Here is a 17,137-nt window from a genome sequence, read left to right as displayed (position 1 = left end):
GGTCGGGTTCGCCCTACGCCACGGCCCGGACGAGTGTGTCGGCGACCCATGCGGGAGGGGCGTCGCCGCCTTCGGTCAACCGTGGCCCTGGCCGGGCGACCGCGGTCGCCCGTGGGTCCGGTCCGTTCATGTCCCCCCTGTGCGCCCCGCCCCCCGATGAGGACGGGGCCGCGTGCTGTGGTTGCCGTGGCGGTGCCCACGACGGCACCGCCGCCCGTACGGGCCGGTCGGTTTCCCTCCGGTCAGCGCAGGAAGCGGTCCGGGGTCAGGGGTAGCTCGCGCACCCGCACCCCGGTCGCGTGGTGGGCGGCGTTGGCGATGGCGGCGGCCGTGCCCACGATGCCGATCTCACCGACCCCCGCCGCGCCCATCGGGTTCAGGTGCGGGTCGGACTCCTCCAGCCAGTGGGCCTCCACCTCGCCCACGTCGGCGTTGGCCGCCACGTGGTACCCGGCGAGGTCGCCGTTGACGACGTTCCCGAAGCGCGGGTCCACCACGCCCTGCTCGTGCAACGCCATCGACAACCCCATGACCATGCCGCCGACCAGCTGCGACCGGGCCGTGCGCGGGTTGATCACCCGGCCCACCGAGTACACGCCCAGCATCCGCGGCACGCGCACCTCGCCGGTGTCGGCGTGCACCCGCACCTCGGCGAAGTGCGCCCCGAACGAGTACATCGCGTAACGCTCCAGGTCCGGGTTCTCCGGTGCCTCCGCCCGGGTGCGCGCCCCCGGGCGGGGGTCGGCCCCGTGTTCCCCGCGGAAGGCGCGCGCGGCCGCGTGGACCGCCGTCCCCCACGAGGAGGTCCCCGAGGAGCCGCCCGCGACGGTCGCCCTGGGCAGGTCGGAGTCACCGATCCTCAGCGTCACGCGGTCGACGGGGCAGCCCAGCGCCTCGGCGGAGATCTGGGTCAGCACCGTCCAGGCTCCCGTGCCGATGTCGGCGGCGCCGATGGAGACCGTGTACCGGCCGTCCGCGCCGTACTCGATCTCGGCCGCCGAGCCCGGGCTGGTCAGGCGCGGGTACACGGCCGAGGCCACCCCGGTGCCCACCAGCCACGCCCCGTCCCGGTGGTGCCCGGGCACCGGGTCGCGGCCTTGCCAGCCGAACCGTTCGGCGCCCTCGCGCAGGCACTGGACCAGGTGCCGTCCCGACCACGGCCGTCCCGTCTGCGGATCCGCCCCGGGGTCGTTGCGCACCCGCAGTTCGACGGGGTCCACCCCGCACGCCACGGCCAGTTCGTCCATGGCGCTCTCCAGCGCGAACATGCCGGGCGCCTCGCCGGGCGCGCGCATCCAGAACGGGACCGGTACGTCCAGGGCGGTCAGCCGGTGCGAGGTGGTGCGGTCGGGCGCCGCGTACATCATCCGCGAGCTCAGGCCGCTCATCTCGGCGTACTCCTTGGTTCTGGAGGTCAGCTCGGTGACGTCGTGGACGAGCGCCTCCAGACGGCCCTCGGTGTCGGCGCCGAGCCGGATCCGCTGGATGGTGGGCGGGCGGTAGCCGGTCAGGCTGAACATGTGCCGCCGGGTGAGCGCCAGCTTGACGGTGCGGCCGGGCAGCGCGCGGGCGGCCAGCCCGACCAGGACGTTGTGGGCCTTGGCCGCGCCCTTGGAGCCGAACCCTCCGCCCACGTGCGGGGCGATCACGCGCACGTTCTCCTCGGGCAGCCCGAACACGGTGGCCATCGTCGCCCGGACGGTGTGCGCGCCCTGGGTGGAGTCGTACAGGGTGAGCCGCTCCGGGAGGGTCTCCCAGAAGGCGACCGTGGAGTGCGGTTCCATCGGGTTGTTGTACTCCCGGGGTGTCCGGTAGGTCTGGTCGACCAGGACGACCGACCGGGCCAGGGCGGTGTCCGTGTCGCCCTGGTGGGAGTCGGGCGCGGCCCCGGCGACGGCTTCGCCCGGTGTGTACAGGTCCTGGTGGTCGGAGCGCAGTATGACGTCGTGGGGCCGCTCCTCGTAGTCCACGCGGACCAGGGCGGCCGCCTCCCGCGCGGTCTCGGGGCTGTCGGCCGCCACGGCGGCGACGATCTGACCGTGGAAGGTCACCTCGTCGCTCTGGAGGACGGCGAACTCGAGGTCGGACGTGTCAGCCAGACGCGGGGCGTTCTTACTGGTCAGCACGGCGCGCACCCCGTCGAGCTGTTCGGCGTCGCCGGTGTGTACCGCGGTGACGCGGCCCCGGGCCACGGTCGAGAGCACGGGGTGCAGGTACAGCGGCTCGGTGGTCGGGTGCTCGTAGGCGTAGGGCGCCGTGCCGGTGACCTTGGCGCGGCCCTCGATCCGCGCCATGGGCTCGTCGGCCGCCGGGGGCTGTGACACGGGCGTCGCCGGGTTTCCCGGTGCGGTCGCGGTCATCGGTCCTCCTCGGTGAGTTCGCGCAGGACCGACGCGAGCGTGTTCACGGTGAGCGGCACCTTGTAGGAGTTGTCGCGGCCGGTGCGCGCCTCGGCGAGTTCGGCGTCGGCCGCCACCTGGAAGGATTCCTCGGTCACGGGTCTGCCGCGCAGGACCTCCTCGGCCCGGCGCGCACGCCAGGGGGCGTGGGCCAGGCCTCCGAAGGCGATACGGGCGTCGACGAACTGGCTGTCGCGCACCTGGACGAGGGCGGCCACGGAGACCAGGGCGAAGGCGTAGGAGGCGCGTTCGCGGACCTTGCGGTAGGTGGAGCGCGCGCCCGGCACCGGCGGTGGGAGTTCGACGGCGGTGACGAGCTCGCCGTGGGACAGGACGGTGTCCCGTTCCGGGGTGGCTCCGGGAAGCCGGTGGAAACCGTTCACCGGAATGGTGCGCTCGCCGTCGGGGCCGAGGACCCTGACCCGGGCGTCCAGGGCGCACAGGGCCACCGCCATGTCGGAGGGGTGGGTGGCCACGCAGAACTCCGAGGCGCCCAGGACGGCGTTGTCGCGACCGTGGCCCTCCAGGGCCGAACAGCCCGACCCGGGTTCGCGTTTGTTGCAGGGCGTGGTGACGTCCTGGAAGTAGACGCACCGCGTGCGCTGCAGCAGGTTCCCGCCGGTGGTGGCCATGTTGCGCAGCTGGCCGGAGGCCCCGGCCAGCAGGGCCGCGCTGAGCACCGGGTAGCGCCGGCGGATCTCCGGGTGCGCGGCGAGGTCGCTGTTGGGGACGCCGGCGCCGATGCTGGTCCCGCCGTCGGCGAGGGTCCGAACCGTGTCGTCGAGGGCGTCGCGTACGTCCACCAGTGCGGTGGGGGCGGTCAGGCCCAGTTTGAGGTGGTCCACGAGGTTGGTGCCGCCCGCGAGGTAGCGGGCGCCGGGGTCGGCGGTCACCGCGGCGACGGCCTCTGCGGCGCGGGCGGGGCGCGTGTACTCGAAGGGCCTCACCGGGACACCTCCCGGATCGCGGCGACGATGTTGGGGTAGGCGCCGCAGCGGCAGAGGTTGCCGCTCATGCGCTCGCGGATCTCGGCGTCGTCGAGTTCGGTCGCGGCGGTCAGGTCCCGGGTGGCGTGGCTGGGCCACCCGGCCTCGGCCTCCGCGAGCATGCCCACGGCCGAACAGACCTGGCCGGGTGTGCAGTAGCCGCACTGGAAGCCGTCGTGGTCGACCATCGCCCGGGCGAGCGGGTGGAGCTCTCCGTCGGGCGCCAGGCCGGCGGCGGTGGTCACCCGCGCGCCGTCGTGCGCCACCGCCAGGGCCAGGCAGGCCAGGATGCGCCGGTCCCCCAGCAGGACGGTGCAGGAGCCGCACTGGCCGTGGTCGCAGCCCTTCTTCGGCGAGGTCACCCCCAGCCGGTCGCGCAGAGCGTCCAGGAGTGTGGTTCGGGTGTCGACGGTGAGCGTGTGCTCGGCCCCGTCCACGTGCAGGGTGATCGTGGTGTCCACCGGTGACGACCTTCCGCGACGATGCCGGCCCTGGTCGGGCCTCGGTCCTCCCCCTCGCCTAACCCGGGAGGGGCGTCCCGAAACCGGCTTTTGCCCGGCCTTGGCCCCGGGGTGAGACGGGCCGGCCAAGGATTCGGATGTCAGTTTGATTTGACATCACTTCCGTTGTCAGTTCAGACTGACACCATGAACGCGGGACATGTGACCTCCGAACCGGCCGCCCACGACCCCGAGACCGGCCTGCGCGCCGCCCTGGCCCTGCGCCGCCTCGCCGAACGCGTCGAGGCCAACCAGGTGGCCGCCGCCCGCCGGGCCGGCTGGTCCTGGCAGCAGATCGGGGACGCCCTCGGCGTCACCCGGCAGTCGATCCACACCAAGTACGGCAGGTGAGGCGGTGATGGGAACCAGCACACGCACCGGACTGGGCCAGGTCTACCTGGACGCCAACACCGAGGCCCTGCTCCGCGGCGACCGCAGGGTCAGCACCGAACACGTGCTCCTGGCGCTCCTGCACGACGGAGGATCGGCCCCCGCCCGGGCACTGGGCGTGGACCTGACCGTCGCCCGCCGGGTCCTGGAGCAGCTGGACGAGACCGCTCTGGCCGCGCTCGGCATCGCGCCCCTCTCCCCCGGCCCCGTCCTGCCCGGGCGGGCCGACGACCGCCTGCCCATGACCCCCGCCGCCAAGGCGGTCCTCAAGGGGCTGCGCGCGGAAGCCGGAAAGGAACGCCCGGGCCCGAAGCACATCCTGCTCGGGCTCCTGAACCGCGGGGCGCCCGACCCGGCCGCCGCCCTCCTGGACGCCCTGGACGTGGACCGGGACGCGGTCCGCTCACGGCTCGCGAAGGACTGATCCCGATGACCACCGCGTACCCCGCCCACGGGACCGGCTCGACGGCCTCCCGTGACGGCACCGTCCTCGGCTACCGCCGCCTGGGGTCCGGCCCGGCGGTCGTGCTCACCCACGGCTCGCTGATGACCTCGCACAACCTCCTGAAGCTGGGCGCCGCACTCAGCGACCGGTTCACCGTGTACCTGCCCGACCTCCGGGGACGGGGCCTGAGCGGCCCCCAGGGCCCCGGCCACTCACTGGAGCGCGCCGCCGAGGACGTGGCCGCGATCGTGGAACACACCGGGGCACGCGGGATCTTCGGTCTCAGCGGGGGCGCGGTCCCCGTCCTGAAGTGGGCGCTCGGGGCTTCCGAGGGGTATCGGGTCGCCCTGTACGAACCCCCGCTGCCCACGGGCGCCTTCTCACCGACCGCGTGGCTGCCCCGCTACGAGCACGAGATGTCCCAGGGCCGCGAGGCCGCCGCGATGGCCACCGCGGCCAAGGGCACCCAGGACCCGCCCTGGCTGCGCCTCGTCCCCCGGACCCTTCTGGTCCCGCTCATGCACCTGGGCCTGAACGCCCAGGCCCGACGGATCGGGCAGACCCTCGACCTGGCCGGGGGCCGCTCCGACAGCGAGGTCCCGCTCCGGGACCTGCTGCCCACCCTGGGCCCGGACGCCCGCACGGTGGCGGAGGCCGCGGACCTGGCGAAGGCCGCCGCGGACGTGCGCGCCGACGTCCTCCTGCTCGGCGGCACCAGGAGCGCCCGCTACCTCAAGGAGGCGCTGGACACCCTCGAGACCACGCTGCCCCGCGTCCGCCGGGTGGAGTTCGCCGGGGCGGGCCACCTGGCCGCGGACAACAGCGGGCGGCCCGAACGCGTGGCCCGTGCCCTCGCCGGCTTCCTCGACCTCCGGGTCAGTCCGAGCGCTCGGAGTTGACCCGGTCGGCCAGCGCCCGCAACAGCTCCTCGGCCAGCGGCAGCTTGCGCAGCTCCTCCGGCCCCGGCAGCGGGGTCTTGGCCCGGTCGCCCTCCTCACGGACCTCCCCGTGCAGGCGCTCCATGGTCACGTCCAGGCGGTTGGCGGTCTCGGCCGCCTCACGGATCTCGTCCAACAGCCGGTCGGGCACCGACTTGTCGTACTTGTAGTAGATCTTGTGCTCCAGGCTGGCCCAGAAGTCCATGGCGATGGTGCGGAGCTGGATCTCCACCGGCACGTCCAGGATGCGGTCCGACATCCGGACCGAGGTCTCCACCAGCAGGTGCAGACTGCGGTAGCCGTTGGGCTTGGGCTCACGGATGTAGTCCCGCTCCTCCATCACCTTGATGTCCTCGTGCCCGATCAGCATGTCCCGGATCGCGTAGGTGTCCGAGATGAAGCTGCACGTCACCCGGATGCCGGCGATGTCCAGGATCGCCCCCCGGATCTCGTTGAGGTCGAAGGGCACCCCGCGCCGGCGCGCCTTGTCCATGATGCTCGCCGGGGACTTCAGCCGCGAACTGACGTGCTCGATGGGGTTGTGGTCGTGGGTGTAGCGGAACTCCTCGTTGAGGATGTTGACCTTCGCCATCACCGTGTCGATGGCGAACTTGTAGGACATGAGGAAACGCGCGACATCGTCACGAGCAGCCAGCAACGCCTCCGGAACGTCATCCACCACGAAACAACCCCCGTCACAGCAGTACCGAATCCCCGTGACCGAATGTTACCGATCACGGGGAGTCGCTCGGCTGCTCGGACGTCATCTGGGAGCGAAGGACACGTCCGCCCACAGCGCACGCACCGGCGAGGCGTCACCCTCCGTCAGGGAGTCCTCGATGTCCCAGACCCGCACCACGGTCGTGTCCGGCCGGACCGCCGGCCACCCCGGGTCACCGGTGGCCGCGAAGGCGCTCCAGGCCGCGACCATGCGCCCCGACAGTGCCCGGTACCCCTCGTCGGGCTCGCCGTCGCACAGGAACAGCGCCAGGTCGCTGTCCAGGTTGCCGAAGGCGAAGGGCAGGTCGAAGGCGTGGCAGGCGCCCAGACGACCCTCCATCGTGCGGCTCTGCGCGGCGAACCGGAAGAAGTACGCGCTGCCGCCGGCCGCCGCGTGCGCCTCGGCGAAGCGGACGGAGTACTCGCAGAACAGGGCGTCACCGCGGATCTCGTTGAAGAGCTCGCGCAGGGAGGCCCCGGGGTGCACCGCCCGGTAGGCCCCGACCGCGCCCTCCCCCAGTCCGAGGCGGCTCGCGGTGGCCGCGAGGGCCGACTCGTCGTCGATCTCCACCGTCTGACCGAGCTCGGTGAAGAGCCGGTACTCCTCGGTGTTGTGGCCCACGAGCAGTGCCACGTCGGCGGCCGCGCCCCGGGCGATCGCGTCCAGCGGGGGCTCGGGGAGCTCGGGGCCGCCGACCACGGGGGCGTAGCAGGTGAACTCCTTGGTGCGCACGCCCTTGCCGCTCTTCCCGCTTCCGGCGAGGACCTCGTCGGTGGCGGCCAGGATCTTCTCGGGCGCCACCGCGGCCAGGGCCTCGGCGTCCAGGGGCACCCCGGCCGCACCGGCCACGCGCTCGGAGACGAGCCGGGCGGAGTCGACGGTGATCATGTCGCCGGGGACGCTGTGCGCGACGGCGCGGTGGAAGAGCCCGCGGGCCTCGGGCGAAGCCATCAGGCAGACCACGGAACCGGCCCCGGCGGACTCCCCCGCGACGGTGACGTTGCCGGGGTCCCCGCCGAACGCGGCGATGTTGTCGCGCACCCAGCGCAGCGCGGCGACCTGGTCCAGCAGGCCCCGGTTGTCGGGGCGGCCGGGGACGTGGCCGAAGCCCTCGAAGCCCAGCCGGTAGTTGACGCTGACCACGACCAGGCCGGTCTCGGCCAGGCGGGTGCCCTCGTAGGTGCCCTCGGCACCGGAACCGACGATGTAGGCACCGCCGTGGATCCACACCAGGACCGGCGCGCCCCCGTCCGGGGCGGCCGGGGCGGCCGGGGCGGCCGGGGTCCAGACGTTGAGGACCAGGCAGTCCAGGGAGGTGTCCGGGCTCCAAGGGGCGGCGCCGATGAGCTGGGTGCCCTGGGGCGCGGGCGGGCCGGGTTCGGTGCAGTCACGGACCCCGTCCCAGGCCGGTGCGGGCGCGGGGGCCGTGAAGCGGTGCTCCCCGAAGGGGGCCGCAGCGTAGGGGATGCCCCGGTAGACCGTGATCCGCCCGTCCTGCGAACGGGGTGAGACGGCGCCGCGAACCGGTCCGTTCGCGGTCGTCACGGTGTGCTCGGCGTCCACGTGTGCCTCCTAGGGGTCGGTGCTCCCACCACCTAACATCGTTAGGTTTGCCCGCGCAAGCCCTGGCGCCGAGGACAGGACTCCGGACCTGGAAGGCCGACGCCACCGTCACCAGACGGGGCGCAGCGGCGGCAGTTCCGGCCCGGACAGCCCCCGCACCAGCTCGGCGAGCTGACCGCGCAGCGACGCCAGGCCCTCCTCGCCCAGTTCCTCACCGATCTGCCGCTCCAGCCCGTGCATCGTGCGCCCGGCCACCGCGAGGTGCTCGTGCGCCCGGTCGGTCAGCACCACCAGCCTGCGGCGGCCGCCCCCGGCGTGCTCGACCCGCCGCACGTAACCGCGCTCCTCCAGGTAGGCAACGATCTGCCCCGCCGCCTGCTTGGTGACGCCCAGCCGCGCGGCGAGTTCGGTGCTCGTGGCCCCGCCGTGGCGGAGCACCTGGAAGGCGAACCCGTGCACGGGGCGCAGGTCGCCGTAGCCCTCGGCCTCGACCCGTCGCACGAACTCGGTCAGGGTCAACTGGAAGGCCATGCCCAGCAGGAACGTCAGTTCGGCGTGCTCCAGCGGGTCCTCATCACTCATGGGCCCATCTTGACACAGACGAGTCAAGCAACTTTACTCAGGTTGAGTAAAGCAGCTTTACACACAACGCCGCACACCGAACCCGAGGAGCACCGGCATGGCCGTCAACGTCGTCAGCGAGACCCCGGACCGCCTCATCACGACCCCGAACGGCGTCGTGCACCCCCTCGCCGGCCCGAGCCGGGGAAGCCACCAGCTGAGCACCTGGCGGATCCGCATGAAACCGGGTTCGTCCTCCCCCGAGCACATGATCGACCGCGACCAGGTGTGGATGCCCGTCTCGGGCGGATTCGAGGTCACGGTCGACGGCGAGACCGCGAGCCTCCTGCCCGGGCAGGCCGTCGTGATCCCCGCCGACCTGCTCCGACAGGTCCGCACCACCCGCACCCACGGCGAGGCCCTCGTCTGCATGACCCCCGGAGGCCGGGCCTCCGTCCCCGGCGGGGAGGGCACGGTGCCGCTCCCCTGGGCCGAGTAAGGGCGCGGCGCCCCGGCGGCGGAGCCGGAGGCAGCTGTCGGGGTGGGCGGAACCGGTGACCACGCGCACTCGTCGAAGCCAGACGATAGGTTTTCAGCCGGAATCCGATGCATCATCCGCTCCGCCTCCCCCGACCCGACGGCCCCCGCCGCCCCGAGCGACAGCGCCGGAAAGGCCCCCACATGCACGCACCCCTGTTCACCGCACCCGTGCTGCTGGTCGAACAACCCCGCCGCCTGTTCGCCGCCGAGGGACACTACGAGGTCCTCAGCGAAGCCGGACAGCCCCTGGCGTACGTGAACGAACACATGACCGCGTGGTCGCACACGCACCGGCGCGACTCCCAGCTGCCCCACCGGTTCACGATCTACGCACCCGAAGGCCACCCGCTCCTGACCCTGGACAAGCCCTGGGAACGGGGCCGCCCCTACATCCACGTGAGCGGCCCGCACAACGAGCCCTACGGCAGCATCGTCCAGGACCGCTCCTTCATGGGCTCCCGCTTCCGGCTCAACGACCCCCGGGGCCACACCGTCGCCGAGATCCGGGGCGACTGGAACGGCTGGGACTTCACCGTCCTGGACCACGCGGGGATCGAGGTCGCCCGGATCGGCAAGGAGCACCCGGGCCTGGGCGGGCAGTTCTTCACCACCGAGGACCGCTACGCGCTGGAGTTCGCCTACGACCTGCCCTGGCCGCTGCGCCGCCTGATCATCGGCGCCGCGATCACCATCGACGTGCTGCTGCACGAGCGCGAACCGGAGTTCTACCACTCCCACTACGCCGACTTCCGCCGCTACCCCGATTACGGCTACCTGCCCCGCCACCACTGGCACCACCCCCGGCGCGGCTACGTCGTCACCCGGCGCAGGCGCCCGCCGCTGGCGGTCCACACCTGGCAGCCGGTGCGCCGCCGGGGCTACGTTCCCGTGCGCGAACGCGCGGTCGGCTCCCGGTCGGGTTACCGCACCCACTCCTCCCGCTCCTCCCGGTCGGAGGCGCCCGCCTCCCGGAGCAACCGCGCGCCGCGCGTCGAACGGCGCGGCGGGGCGGGGTTCGCGTCGCGCTCGGAGGCCCCCGCCACCGGGTCGGCGGCCCGACGTGAGCGCCGGGGCCGCGCCCAGGGCGGCGGCGGTACCTCGCGTGCGGCCAGGGTGAAGCGCGACGCCTCCCGGAACAGGACCGCCGGGCGGGCCGGCGACTCCATGCGCGGTGGTTCGAGGGCCTCGTCGCCGGGTTCGGCCCTGGGGTTCAACCGCTCCTCGAGCCCGTCCTCGAAGGGCACGTCCTCCTCTCGGAGCACATCCTCCTCCCGGGGCACGTCCTCCTCCCGAGGCACATCCTCCTCGCGAAGCGGTTCCGTCTCACGCCGCGCCTCGAGCGGTTTCCGCAGCGCCGGGGGCAGCGGCTCGAGCCGGTCCTCCGGTCGTTCCGGCGCGGGTCGTTCCAGCGCAGGCCGTTCCAGCGCAGGCCGTTCCGGGGGCAGCCGCCGTTCCGGAGGCGGTCGCTCCGAGGGCCGCAGCTCCCGCCGCAGGTAGCCGCCACGGCGTCCGCCACCCAGGCACCAACGGGCCCCTCGTCCACCGCGCGGTGGACGAGGGGCCCGTTCGCACCCTGCCGTCACGGCTCCGGCCCGTCCCCGATCCCCACGGCATACCATCCGGTCGGTATGATTTCCGCCTGTTGCCGCTCCACCACCAGGAAGGGCCCACCATGCGCGCCATCCAGATCACCGAGTTCGGCGGACCCGAGGTCCTCGTGCCCACGGAGCTCCCCGAGCCGGAGCCCGGCCAGGGCGAGCTCCTCGTCGACGTCGCCCTCAGCGGGGTGAACTTCGCCGACACACACCAGGCCGAGAACAGCTACCTGGCCCCCTCGACCCTGCCCATGGTCCCCGGCGGCGAGGTCGCCGGGCGCACCTCCGACGGCCGCCGGGTCGTGGCCCTGCTCAACGGCGGCGGCGGTTACGCCGAGCGCGCCGTGGCCGACCCCAACCTGGCCTACGACATCCCCGACGGCGTCTCCGACGCGGCCGCGCTGGCCCTGATCGTCCAGGGCGCCTCGGCCTGGCTGCTGCTGCGCAGGACCACCCGGATCTCCCCCGGTGAGTCCGTCGTGGTGCACGCCGCCGGCGGCGGCGTGGGCACGCTCGCGGTCCAGCTGGCCAAGCAGTTCGGCGCCGGCCGGGTGATCGCGGTGGCCAGCACCGAGGAGAAGCGCAAGCTCGCCCTGGAGCTGGGCGCCGATGCCGTGGTGGACTCCGCCGCCCCCGACATGACCGCCGCGCTGATCGAGGCCAACCACGGCAGGCGGGTGGACATCGTCCTGGACATGGTGGGCGGCCGGGTCACCGACGAGAGCGTACGGGCGCTGGCCCCGTTCGGCCGCCTGGGCTTCTACGGGATGGCCTCGCGCGAGCTGCCCAGCCCGGTGAAGCTGCCCAACCTGATGCGCTTCTCCGTCACCGTGGGCGGTATGTGGCTGCCGCACGCCTTCCTGCTGCCGGGCGACGTGGTCGGACAGGCGATGAACGAGCTCTTCACGATGGTCGCCGAGGGCAGCCTCCGGCCGGTCCTGGGTGAGACCTACCCGCTGTCGGAGGCCCGCCGGGCCCACGAGGACCTGCGGGCCCGCGGCACGGTCGGCAAGCTGACCCTCGACCCCTCGGCGTAGGAGCGAACCCCGGCGAGCGAAGCCGTGAGTATTTTCGGAACGCCCACCTTTACGAAGTAGATTCACATATGTCCGTTTCCTTGTTCCGGGTCGCGCCGGCACGGCCCGGAACAGGGAGACGGTGACGGGTCCGTGGGCGGGTCAGCCCCGGCCCGCGCGGACCGCCGCACGGACGGCGGGGGCCACCTCGGCGGCGAACAGCTCCACCTGGGCGGCGGAGCCCCCCGCCGGGCCGAGCACGAAGGTGTCCATGCCGCACTCCAGAGCGAGCTCGGTGAGGGTCTCCACCCACAGGCCGACGGGGCCCTCCAACGAGCCCTGCCCCTGTGGCGCGCCGTCGGTGATGGTGCCCCACAGGTTGTACACCCGACGGATCGCGGCCGGATCGCGTCCGGCCCCGGCCGCGCCCGCGTCGATGCGCGCGTGCATCTCGGGCAGCTTCTCCGGCCCCACGTAGGCGTGGGAGACCACCCAGCCGTCGGCGCTCCGGCCCACCGCCTTCAGCATCCGGGGGCCGCCCACGCCCAGCCAGATCCCGATGTCGTGCGCGGGGGCCGGACCGGGTCTGACCCCGGCCAGCCGGTAGTGTTCCCCCTCGAAGCGGACCGACCGCTGGTCGGACCACATGAGCCGGATCACCTCCATCGCCTCCAGCAGGGAGTCGGCGGCCTCGCGCGGGGTGCGGCGCTCGCCGCCCATGGCCTCGATCGCCTCCCAGAACGCCCCCGCGCCCAGCCCCAGTTCGAAGCGGCCGCCGGAGAGCACGTCCAGACTGGCGGCGTTCTTGGCCATGACCGCCGGCGGGCGCAGCGGCAGGTTGGCGACGTCGGGAAAGACCCGGAGCCGTTCGGTGCGCGCCAGCACCGCGGCCATCAGACTCCAGGCGTCCAGGTGCCTGCGCTGGTAGGGATGGTCCTGGATTCCCGCGAAGTCCAGCCCGCCGCGTTCGGCGGCCTCGATCACGTCCCAGGTCCGCCGGAGCGTGTCCGCGTCCGCACCGGGGTCGGGAAAGACCCCGAAGGCGATCTCCCGCCCGTAGTCGGCACCCATGTCAGCGCCCCCTCCTCACTCGGCCCCGTGCTCCCACCGCCCCCGTCACTGGTACACCAGGTCGGCGTAGTCCCGGTGGCGCTGGATCCAGCCCTTGACGAAGGGGCACAGCGGGAGCACGGCCAGTTCCCGGGTGCGCACGTCGTCCAGCGCCTCGCGCACCAGGACGCTGCCCAGCCCCTTGCCCTCGAAGGCGGGGTCGATCTCGGTGTGCGTGAAGGTGATGAGGCCTTCGGTGAGGATGTACTCCGCGTATCCGGCGACCTCACCGTCGGACCTGACCTCGTAACGGCGCCTGTCGGGAACGTCGGTGACCTCTGCGGCCATGGCGGCACCTCCTGCGTGTGGGGTACGGGCGGCCTCGCCCGCGTCCGAGCCATTGTCGTCCTTGACCTGCCCGCGTAGCCCTTGCGGCACGCACCTTCGCGGACATAGAGTCTCCGTGACATACCGACCAGTCGGTCTAAGGAGTACGCATGACTTCGCGGTTCGGCGGGCGCACCGCCATCATCACCGGTGCCAGCCGCGGCATCGGTCTGGCCATCGCCCAGCGGCTCGTCTCCGAGGGTGCTCGCGTGTGCATCACCGCACGCAAGCCCGAGCCCCTCAAGGAGGCCGTCGAGGCCCTCGGCGGCCCCGAGCACGCCATCGGGATCCCCGGCCGCGGCGACGACCCGGAGCACCAGGACGCCGCGATCGCCGCCACCCTGGAGGCCTTCGGCAGCGCCGACCTGTTCGTCAACAACACCGGCATCAACCCGGTCTACGGCCGTATGGTCGACCTCAACCTGGACGCCGCGCGCAAGATCTTCGAGGTCAACGCACTCTCCGCGATCTCCTGGGTCCAGAAGGTCCACAAGGCCTGGCTCGCCGAGCACGGCGGGGCCATCGTCAACGTCTCCTCCGTGGCCGGGACCAAACCCGCCCCCGGCATCGGCTTCTACGGCGCCACCAAGGCGATGCTCACCCACATCACCGAGGAGCTCGCGGTCGAACTGGGCCCGAACATCCGCGTGAACGGGGTCGCCCCGGCCGTGGTCAAGACCCGCTTCGCCGAGGCCCTGTACGAAGGCCGCGAGGAGGAGGTCGCCGCCCAGTACCCGCTGGGCCGCCTGGGCCTGCCCGAGGACGTCGCGGGCGCGGTCGCGTTCCTGCTCTCCGAGGACGCCGCGTGGGTCACCGGCCGCACCCTGGTGCTGGACGGCGGCGTCACCCTGACCGGAGGGGTGTGAACAGCATGGGGCTTCAGGGAACACAGCTGAACGAGATCGGAGCCGTGGTCACCGGCGGCGGCAACGGGATCGGCGCGGCCATCGCCCGCCGCCTGGCCGGGGCCGGGGCCCGTGTGGTGGTCAACGACCTGGACGCGGGCGCCGCCGAGGCGGTGGCCGGTGAGATCGGCGGGATCGCCGTCCCCGGGGACGCCGCGAGCGAGGAGGGCGTGACCGCCCTGGTCGCCGAGGCCGGGGCGCACCTGGGCGGGATCGACCTGTACGTGGCCAACGCCGGGATCGCCCTCAGCGGCGGACCCGAGGCGCTGGAGTCCGACTGGGACCGGTCCTGGCAGGTCAACGTGATGGCGCACGTGCGCGCCGCCCGCGAGCTGGTACCGGGCTGGTTGGAGCGCGGCCAGGGCCACCTGCTCACCACCGTGTCCGCGGCGGGCCTGCTCAGCATGCTGGGCAGCGCACCGTACTCGGTGACCAAGCACGCCGCGCTGGCCTTCGGCGAGTGGATGTCGGCCACCTACGGGGACCGGGGCATCACCACGCAGTGCCTGTGCCCCCTGGGCGTGCGCACCAACATGCTCGACGACTCCGGCCCCGAGGGCCAGGCGATCCTGACCGGGGACGCCATCACCCCCGAGGAGGTCGCCGACGCCGTGATCGCCGGACTGTCCGACGGCCGCTTCCTGATCCTGCCGCACCCGCAGGTCGCCGACTACTACGCGGCCAGGGCCACCGACACCGACGCCTGGCTGGCCGGGATGCGCCGCCTCCAGGCCAAGGTGTTCACCCCGGAGGAGCAGGCATGAGCGACGAACTGCCCGGGCTGGACCTGGACCGGCTGCGCGCCCACCTGGACCGCGAGGTTCCCGGTCTGGTCGCGGGGCCGCTCGGCGGACGGGTCGTCGCGGGCGGCAAGTCCAACCTGACCTACGTGGTCTCCGACGGCGCCGGCTCCTGGGTGGTGCGCCGCCCGCCCCTGGGGCACGTGCTGGCCACCGCCCACGACATGCCCCGCGAGTACCGGGTGATGACCGCTCTGAGCGAGACCGCCGTGCCGGTGCCGCGCACCCACCTGCTGTGCGAGGACACCGAGGTCCTGGGCGCGCCGTTCTACGTCATGGAGTACGTGTCGGGCACTCCCTTCCGCACCCTGGACGAGATCGCCCCGCTCGGGGTGGAGGGCGTGCGCAGGGTCGCCGACGAGCTGGTCACCACGCTGGGGAACCTGCACGCGGTGGACCCCGAGGAGGTGGGCCTGGGCGACTTCGGCCGCCCGGCGGGCTTCCTGGAACGCCAGGTGCGCCGTTGGAGCAAACAGCTGGAGTCCTCCCGCAGCCGGGACATCCCCGGGATCGACGACCTGCGCGACCGGCTGGCCGCCGCGCTGCCCGAGCAGGGCGCGCCCGCGATCGTGCACGGTGACTACCGGCTCGACAACGTACTGGTCACCGGCGACGGGAAGCTCACCGCGGTCCTGGACTGGGAGATGGCCACCCTAGGCGACCCCCTGGTCGACCTGGGTCTGATGCTCGTCTACCGGGAGCAGCCGGTCACCGGCGGCGGTACCCCCGCCACCTCGGCCGAGGGTTTCCCCAGCTCCGCCGAGCTGGTGCGGATGTACGCGGAGGCCTCCGGCCGGGACGTGTCCCGGCTCGGCTGGTACGTGGCCTTCGGCTGTTTCAAGCTCGCGGTGATCGCCGAGGGCATCCACTACCGGCACAGCCGGGGACTGACCGTGGGCGCGGGTTTCGACGGGATCGGCGACGTCGTCGCCCCGCTGGTCGAACGCGCCCACACCGTGCTCAAGGAGGACTAATGGATTTCGCTTACGATGCCGAGACCGAGGAGTTGCGCGAGCGGCTCCTGGCCTTCATGGACGAACACGTCTACCCCGCGGAGCCCGTGTTCGCCGCACAGCTGGAGGAGCGCGAGGACCCCTGGGCGATCCCCCCGGTGGTCGAGGAGCTCAAGGCGGAGGCCCGCAAGCGGGGGCTCTGGAACCTGTTCCTGGCCGGGCACCCCGAACACGGCGGGCTCCCCAACCTCAAGTACGCGCCGCTGGCCGAGATCACCGGACGCAGCTCCCACCTGGCTCCGGTGGCCCTCAACTGCGCCGCCCCGGACACCGGGAACATGGAGGTGCTGACCATGTTCGGCACCCCCGAGCAGAAGAAGCAGTGGCTGGAGCCCCTGCTGGACGGGCGCATCCGGTCCGCCTTCGCCATGACCGAGCCCGAGGTCGCCTCCTCCGACGCCACCAACATCACCACCCGCATCGTGCGCGACGGTGACGAGTACGTCGTCAACGGACGCAAGTGGTACATCAGCGGGGCGCTCAACCCGGCCTGCGAGATCCTCATCGTGATGGGCAAGACCGATCCCGACGCCGAGCGGCACAAGCAGCAGAGCATGGTGCTGGTCCCCAAGAACACCCCGGGGCTGCGGATCGGGCGCGGCATGAGCGTCTTCGGCTACGACGACAGCGACCACGGCGGTCACGCCGAGGTGTTCTTCGACGACGTGCGCGTGCCCGCCGAGAACCTGATCGGCGGCGAGGGCGAGGGCTTCGCGATCGCCCAGGCCCGGCTGGGCCCTGGCCGTATCCACCACTGCATGCGCTCCATCGGCGTCGCCGAGCGAGCCCTGGAGCTGACCTGCAAGCGGGTGCTGGACCGGGTGGCCTTCGGGCGCCCCCTGGCCGAGCAGGGCGTGGTCCGCGAGTGGATCGCCGAGGCCCGGGTGGCGATCGAGCAGCTGCGCCTGCTGGTGCTCAAGACCGCCTACCTGATGGACACCGTGGGCAACAAGGGCGCGCACAGCGAGATCCAGGCGATCAAGATCGCCACCCCGCGCACGGTGGAGTGGATCCTGGACAAGTGCGTCCAGGCGCACGGCGCCGCCGGGGTCAGCCAGGACACCCCGCTGGCGGGGTGGCAGGCGGGGGTGCGATCGCTGCGCCTGGCCGACGGCCCGGACGAGGTGCACCTGCGCTCGCTGGCCCGCGCCGAGCTGCGCAAGTACTCGTAGAGGACTCAGGAAGCACAGCCGCGTAGCGGACCCAGAAAGCGCTGTCGCGTAGAGGACTCAGGAAGCACAGCCGCGTAGCGGGCCCGGAAGGCGCTGTCGCGCAGCGGGACGGAACGCACGCGGAACACGGTCGCGCGGCGGGTCCGGGTGAGCGGC

General features: G+C 72.8%; 18 protein-coding genes. 10 read left to right on the top strand and 8 right to left on the bottom strand.

The window, feature by feature from the left end:
* Positions 1-242: 242 nt before the first annotated feature.
* From D458_RS0119920 to D458_RS0119910, 3 genes are read right to left on the bottom strand one after another with little or no spacing between them, the layout of a single operon-like run.
* Positions 243-2,360 (bottom strand): xanthine dehydrogenase family protein molybdopterin-binding subunit, encoded by a 2,118-nt coding sequence (locus D458_RS0119920; protein ID WP_017588498.1) that lies wholly within the window; start codon positions 2,358-2,360, stop codon positions 243-245.
* Positions 2,357-3,346, bottom strand: a complete 990-nt coding sequence (locus tag D458_RS0119915) for an FAD binding domain-containing protein (RefSeq protein ID WP_017588497.1) — start codon at positions 3,344-3,346, stop codon at positions 2,357-2,359. Before D458_RS0119915 ends, D458_RS0119920 begins: the two co-directional genes overlap by 4 nt.
* Entirely contained in the window at positions 3,343-3,846 is a 504-nt protein-coding gene (locus D458_RS0119910) for a 2Fe-2S iron-sulfur cluster-binding protein (protein WP_017588496.1), read from the bottom strand. Before D458_RS0119910 ends, D458_RS0119915 begins: the two co-directional genes overlap by 4 nt.
* 186 nt (positions 3,847-4,032) lie before the next feature.
* Here D458_RS0119910 and D458_RS0119905 point away from each other — a divergent pair, with 186 nt between their 5' ends.
* The 3 genes from D458_RS0119905 to D458_RS36105 are packed head-to-tail and all read left to right on the top strand — an operon-like array spanning position 4,033 to position 5,619.
* A complete protein-coding gene (locus D458_RS0119905) occupies positions 4,033-4,236 on the top strand; it encodes a hypothetical protein (protein ID WP_040702596.1) in 204 nt (67 codons plus the stop codon).
* 7 nt (positions 4,237-4,243) lie between these two features.
* Positions 4,244-4,699: a Clp protease N-terminal domain-containing protein gene (locus D458_RS0119900; RefSeq protein WP_017588494.1), complete on the top strand. Its 456-nt coding sequence runs from the start codon at positions 4,244-4,246 to the stop codon at positions 4,697-4,699.
* A gap of 5 nt (positions 4,700-4,704) precedes the next feature.
* Positions 4,705-5,619: an alpha/beta fold hydrolase gene (locus tag D458_RS36105; protein ID WP_017588493.1), complete on the top strand. Its 915-nt coding sequence runs from the start codon at positions 4,705-4,707 to the stop codon at positions 5,617-5,619.
* Here the strand turns inward: D458_RS36105 and D458_RS0119890 are convergent.
* The 3 genes from D458_RS0119890 to D458_RS0119880 all read right to left on the bottom strand — a co-directional run bounded on the left by D458_RS0119890 (position 5,597) and on the right by D458_RS0119880 (position 8,524).
* The gene (locus tag D458_RS0119890; protein WP_017588492.1) at positions 5,597-6,280 is read right to left on the bottom strand and encodes a GTP pyrophosphokinase; all 684 of its coding nucleotides are present in this window, start codon (positions 6,278-6,280) and stop codon (positions 5,597-5,599) included. The genes D458_RS36105 and D458_RS0119890 overlap by 23 nt on opposite strands.
* Positions 6,281-6,421: 141 nt before the next feature.
* On the bottom strand, positions 6,422-7,942 hold the full coding sequence (locus tag D458_RS0119885; protein WP_017588491.1) for a carboxylesterase/lipase family protein: 1,521 nt from the start codon (positions 7,940-7,942) through the stop codon (positions 6,422-6,424).
* A 108-nt stretch (positions 7,943-8,050) separates the two neighbouring features.
* Entirely contained in the window at positions 8,051-8,524 is a 474-nt protein-coding gene (locus tag D458_RS0119880; RefSeq protein ID WP_017588490.1) for a MarR family winged helix-turn-helix transcriptional regulator, read from the bottom strand.
* Between the two features lie 97 nt (positions 8,525-8,621).
* Here D458_RS0119880 and D458_RS0119875 point away from each other — a divergent pair, with 97 nt between their 5' ends.
* The 3 genes from D458_RS0119875 to D458_RS0119865 all read left to right on the top strand — a co-directional run bounded on the left by D458_RS0119875 (position 8,622) and on the right by D458_RS0119865 (position 11,675).
* Positions 8,622-9,002 (top strand): cupin domain-containing protein, encoded by a 381-nt coding sequence (locus D458_RS0119875; protein WP_017588489.1) that lies wholly within the window; start codon positions 8,622-8,624, stop codon positions 9,000-9,002.
* Between the two features lie 182 nt (positions 9,003-9,184).
* Positions 9,185-10,540 carry an LURP-one-related/scramblase family protein gene (locus D458_RS0119870; protein WP_017588488.1) on the top strand — a complete coding sequence of 452 codons (1,356 nt, stop codon included), beginning with the start codon at positions 9,185-9,187 and terminating at the stop codon, positions 10,538-10,540.
* A 175-nt stretch (positions 10,541-10,715) separates the two neighbouring features.
* A complete protein-coding gene (locus tag D458_RS0119865; protein WP_017588487.1) occupies positions 10,716-11,675 on the top strand; it encodes a quinone oxidoreductase family protein in 960 nt (319 codons plus the stop codon).
* Between the two features lie 141 nt (positions 11,676-11,816).
* Here D458_RS0119865 and D458_RS0119860 read toward each other — a convergent pair whose 3' ends face one another.
* Complete coding sequence (locus D458_RS0119860) at positions 11,817-12,725, bottom strand: LLM class flavin-dependent oxidoreductase (RefSeq protein WP_017588486.1); 909 nt, start codon at positions 12,723-12,725, stop codon at positions 11,817-11,819.
* 45 nt (positions 12,726-12,770) lie between these two features.
* A complete protein-coding gene (locus D458_RS0119855; RefSeq protein ID WP_017588485.1) occupies positions 12,771-13,052 on the bottom strand; it encodes a GNAT family N-acetyltransferase in 282 nt (93 codons plus the stop codon).
* 149 nt (positions 13,053-13,201) lie between these two features.
* On the opposite strand from D458_RS0119855, the gene D458_RS0119850 reads away from it, so the two are divergent.
* From D458_RS0119850 to D458_RS0119835, 4 genes are read left to right on the top strand one after another with little or no spacing between them, the layout of a single operon-like run.
* The gene (locus tag D458_RS0119850; protein ID WP_017588484.1) at positions 13,202-13,957 is read left to right on the top strand and encodes an SDR family oxidoreductase; all 756 of its coding nucleotides are present in this window, start codon (positions 13,202-13,204) and stop codon (positions 13,955-13,957) included.
* 5 nt (positions 13,958-13,962) lie between these two features.
* Positions 13,963-14,760 carry an SDR family oxidoreductase gene (locus tag D458_RS0119845; protein ID WP_026119496.1) on the top strand — a complete coding sequence of 266 codons (798 nt, stop codon included), beginning with the start codon at positions 13,963-13,965 and terminating at the stop codon, positions 14,758-14,760.
* Positions 14,757-15,770: a phosphotransferase family protein gene (locus tag D458_RS0119840; protein ID WP_017588482.1), complete on the top strand. Its 1,014-nt coding sequence runs from the start codon at positions 14,757-14,759 to the stop codon at positions 15,768-15,770. The genes D458_RS0119845 and D458_RS0119840 overlap by 4 nt, the downstream gene beginning before the upstream one ends.
* Positions 15,770-16,981, top strand: coding sequence for an acyl-CoA dehydrogenase family protein (locus D458_RS0119835; RefSeq protein WP_017588481.1), 1,212 nt, complete (start codon positions 15,770-15,772; stop codon positions 16,979-16,981). The genes D458_RS0119840 and D458_RS0119835 overlap by 1 nt, the downstream gene beginning before the upstream one ends.
* The last annotated feature ends 156 nt before the right edge of the window (positions 16,982-17,137 follow it).

It is taken from the genome of Nocardiopsis ganjiahuensis DSM 45031, assembly GCF_000341085.1.
GTDB lineage: Bacteria > Actinomycetota > Actinomycetes > Streptosporangiales > Streptosporangiaceae > Nocardiopsis > Nocardiopsis ganjiahuensis.
This window is presented reverse-complemented; position numbering and strand designations above follow the sequence as displayed.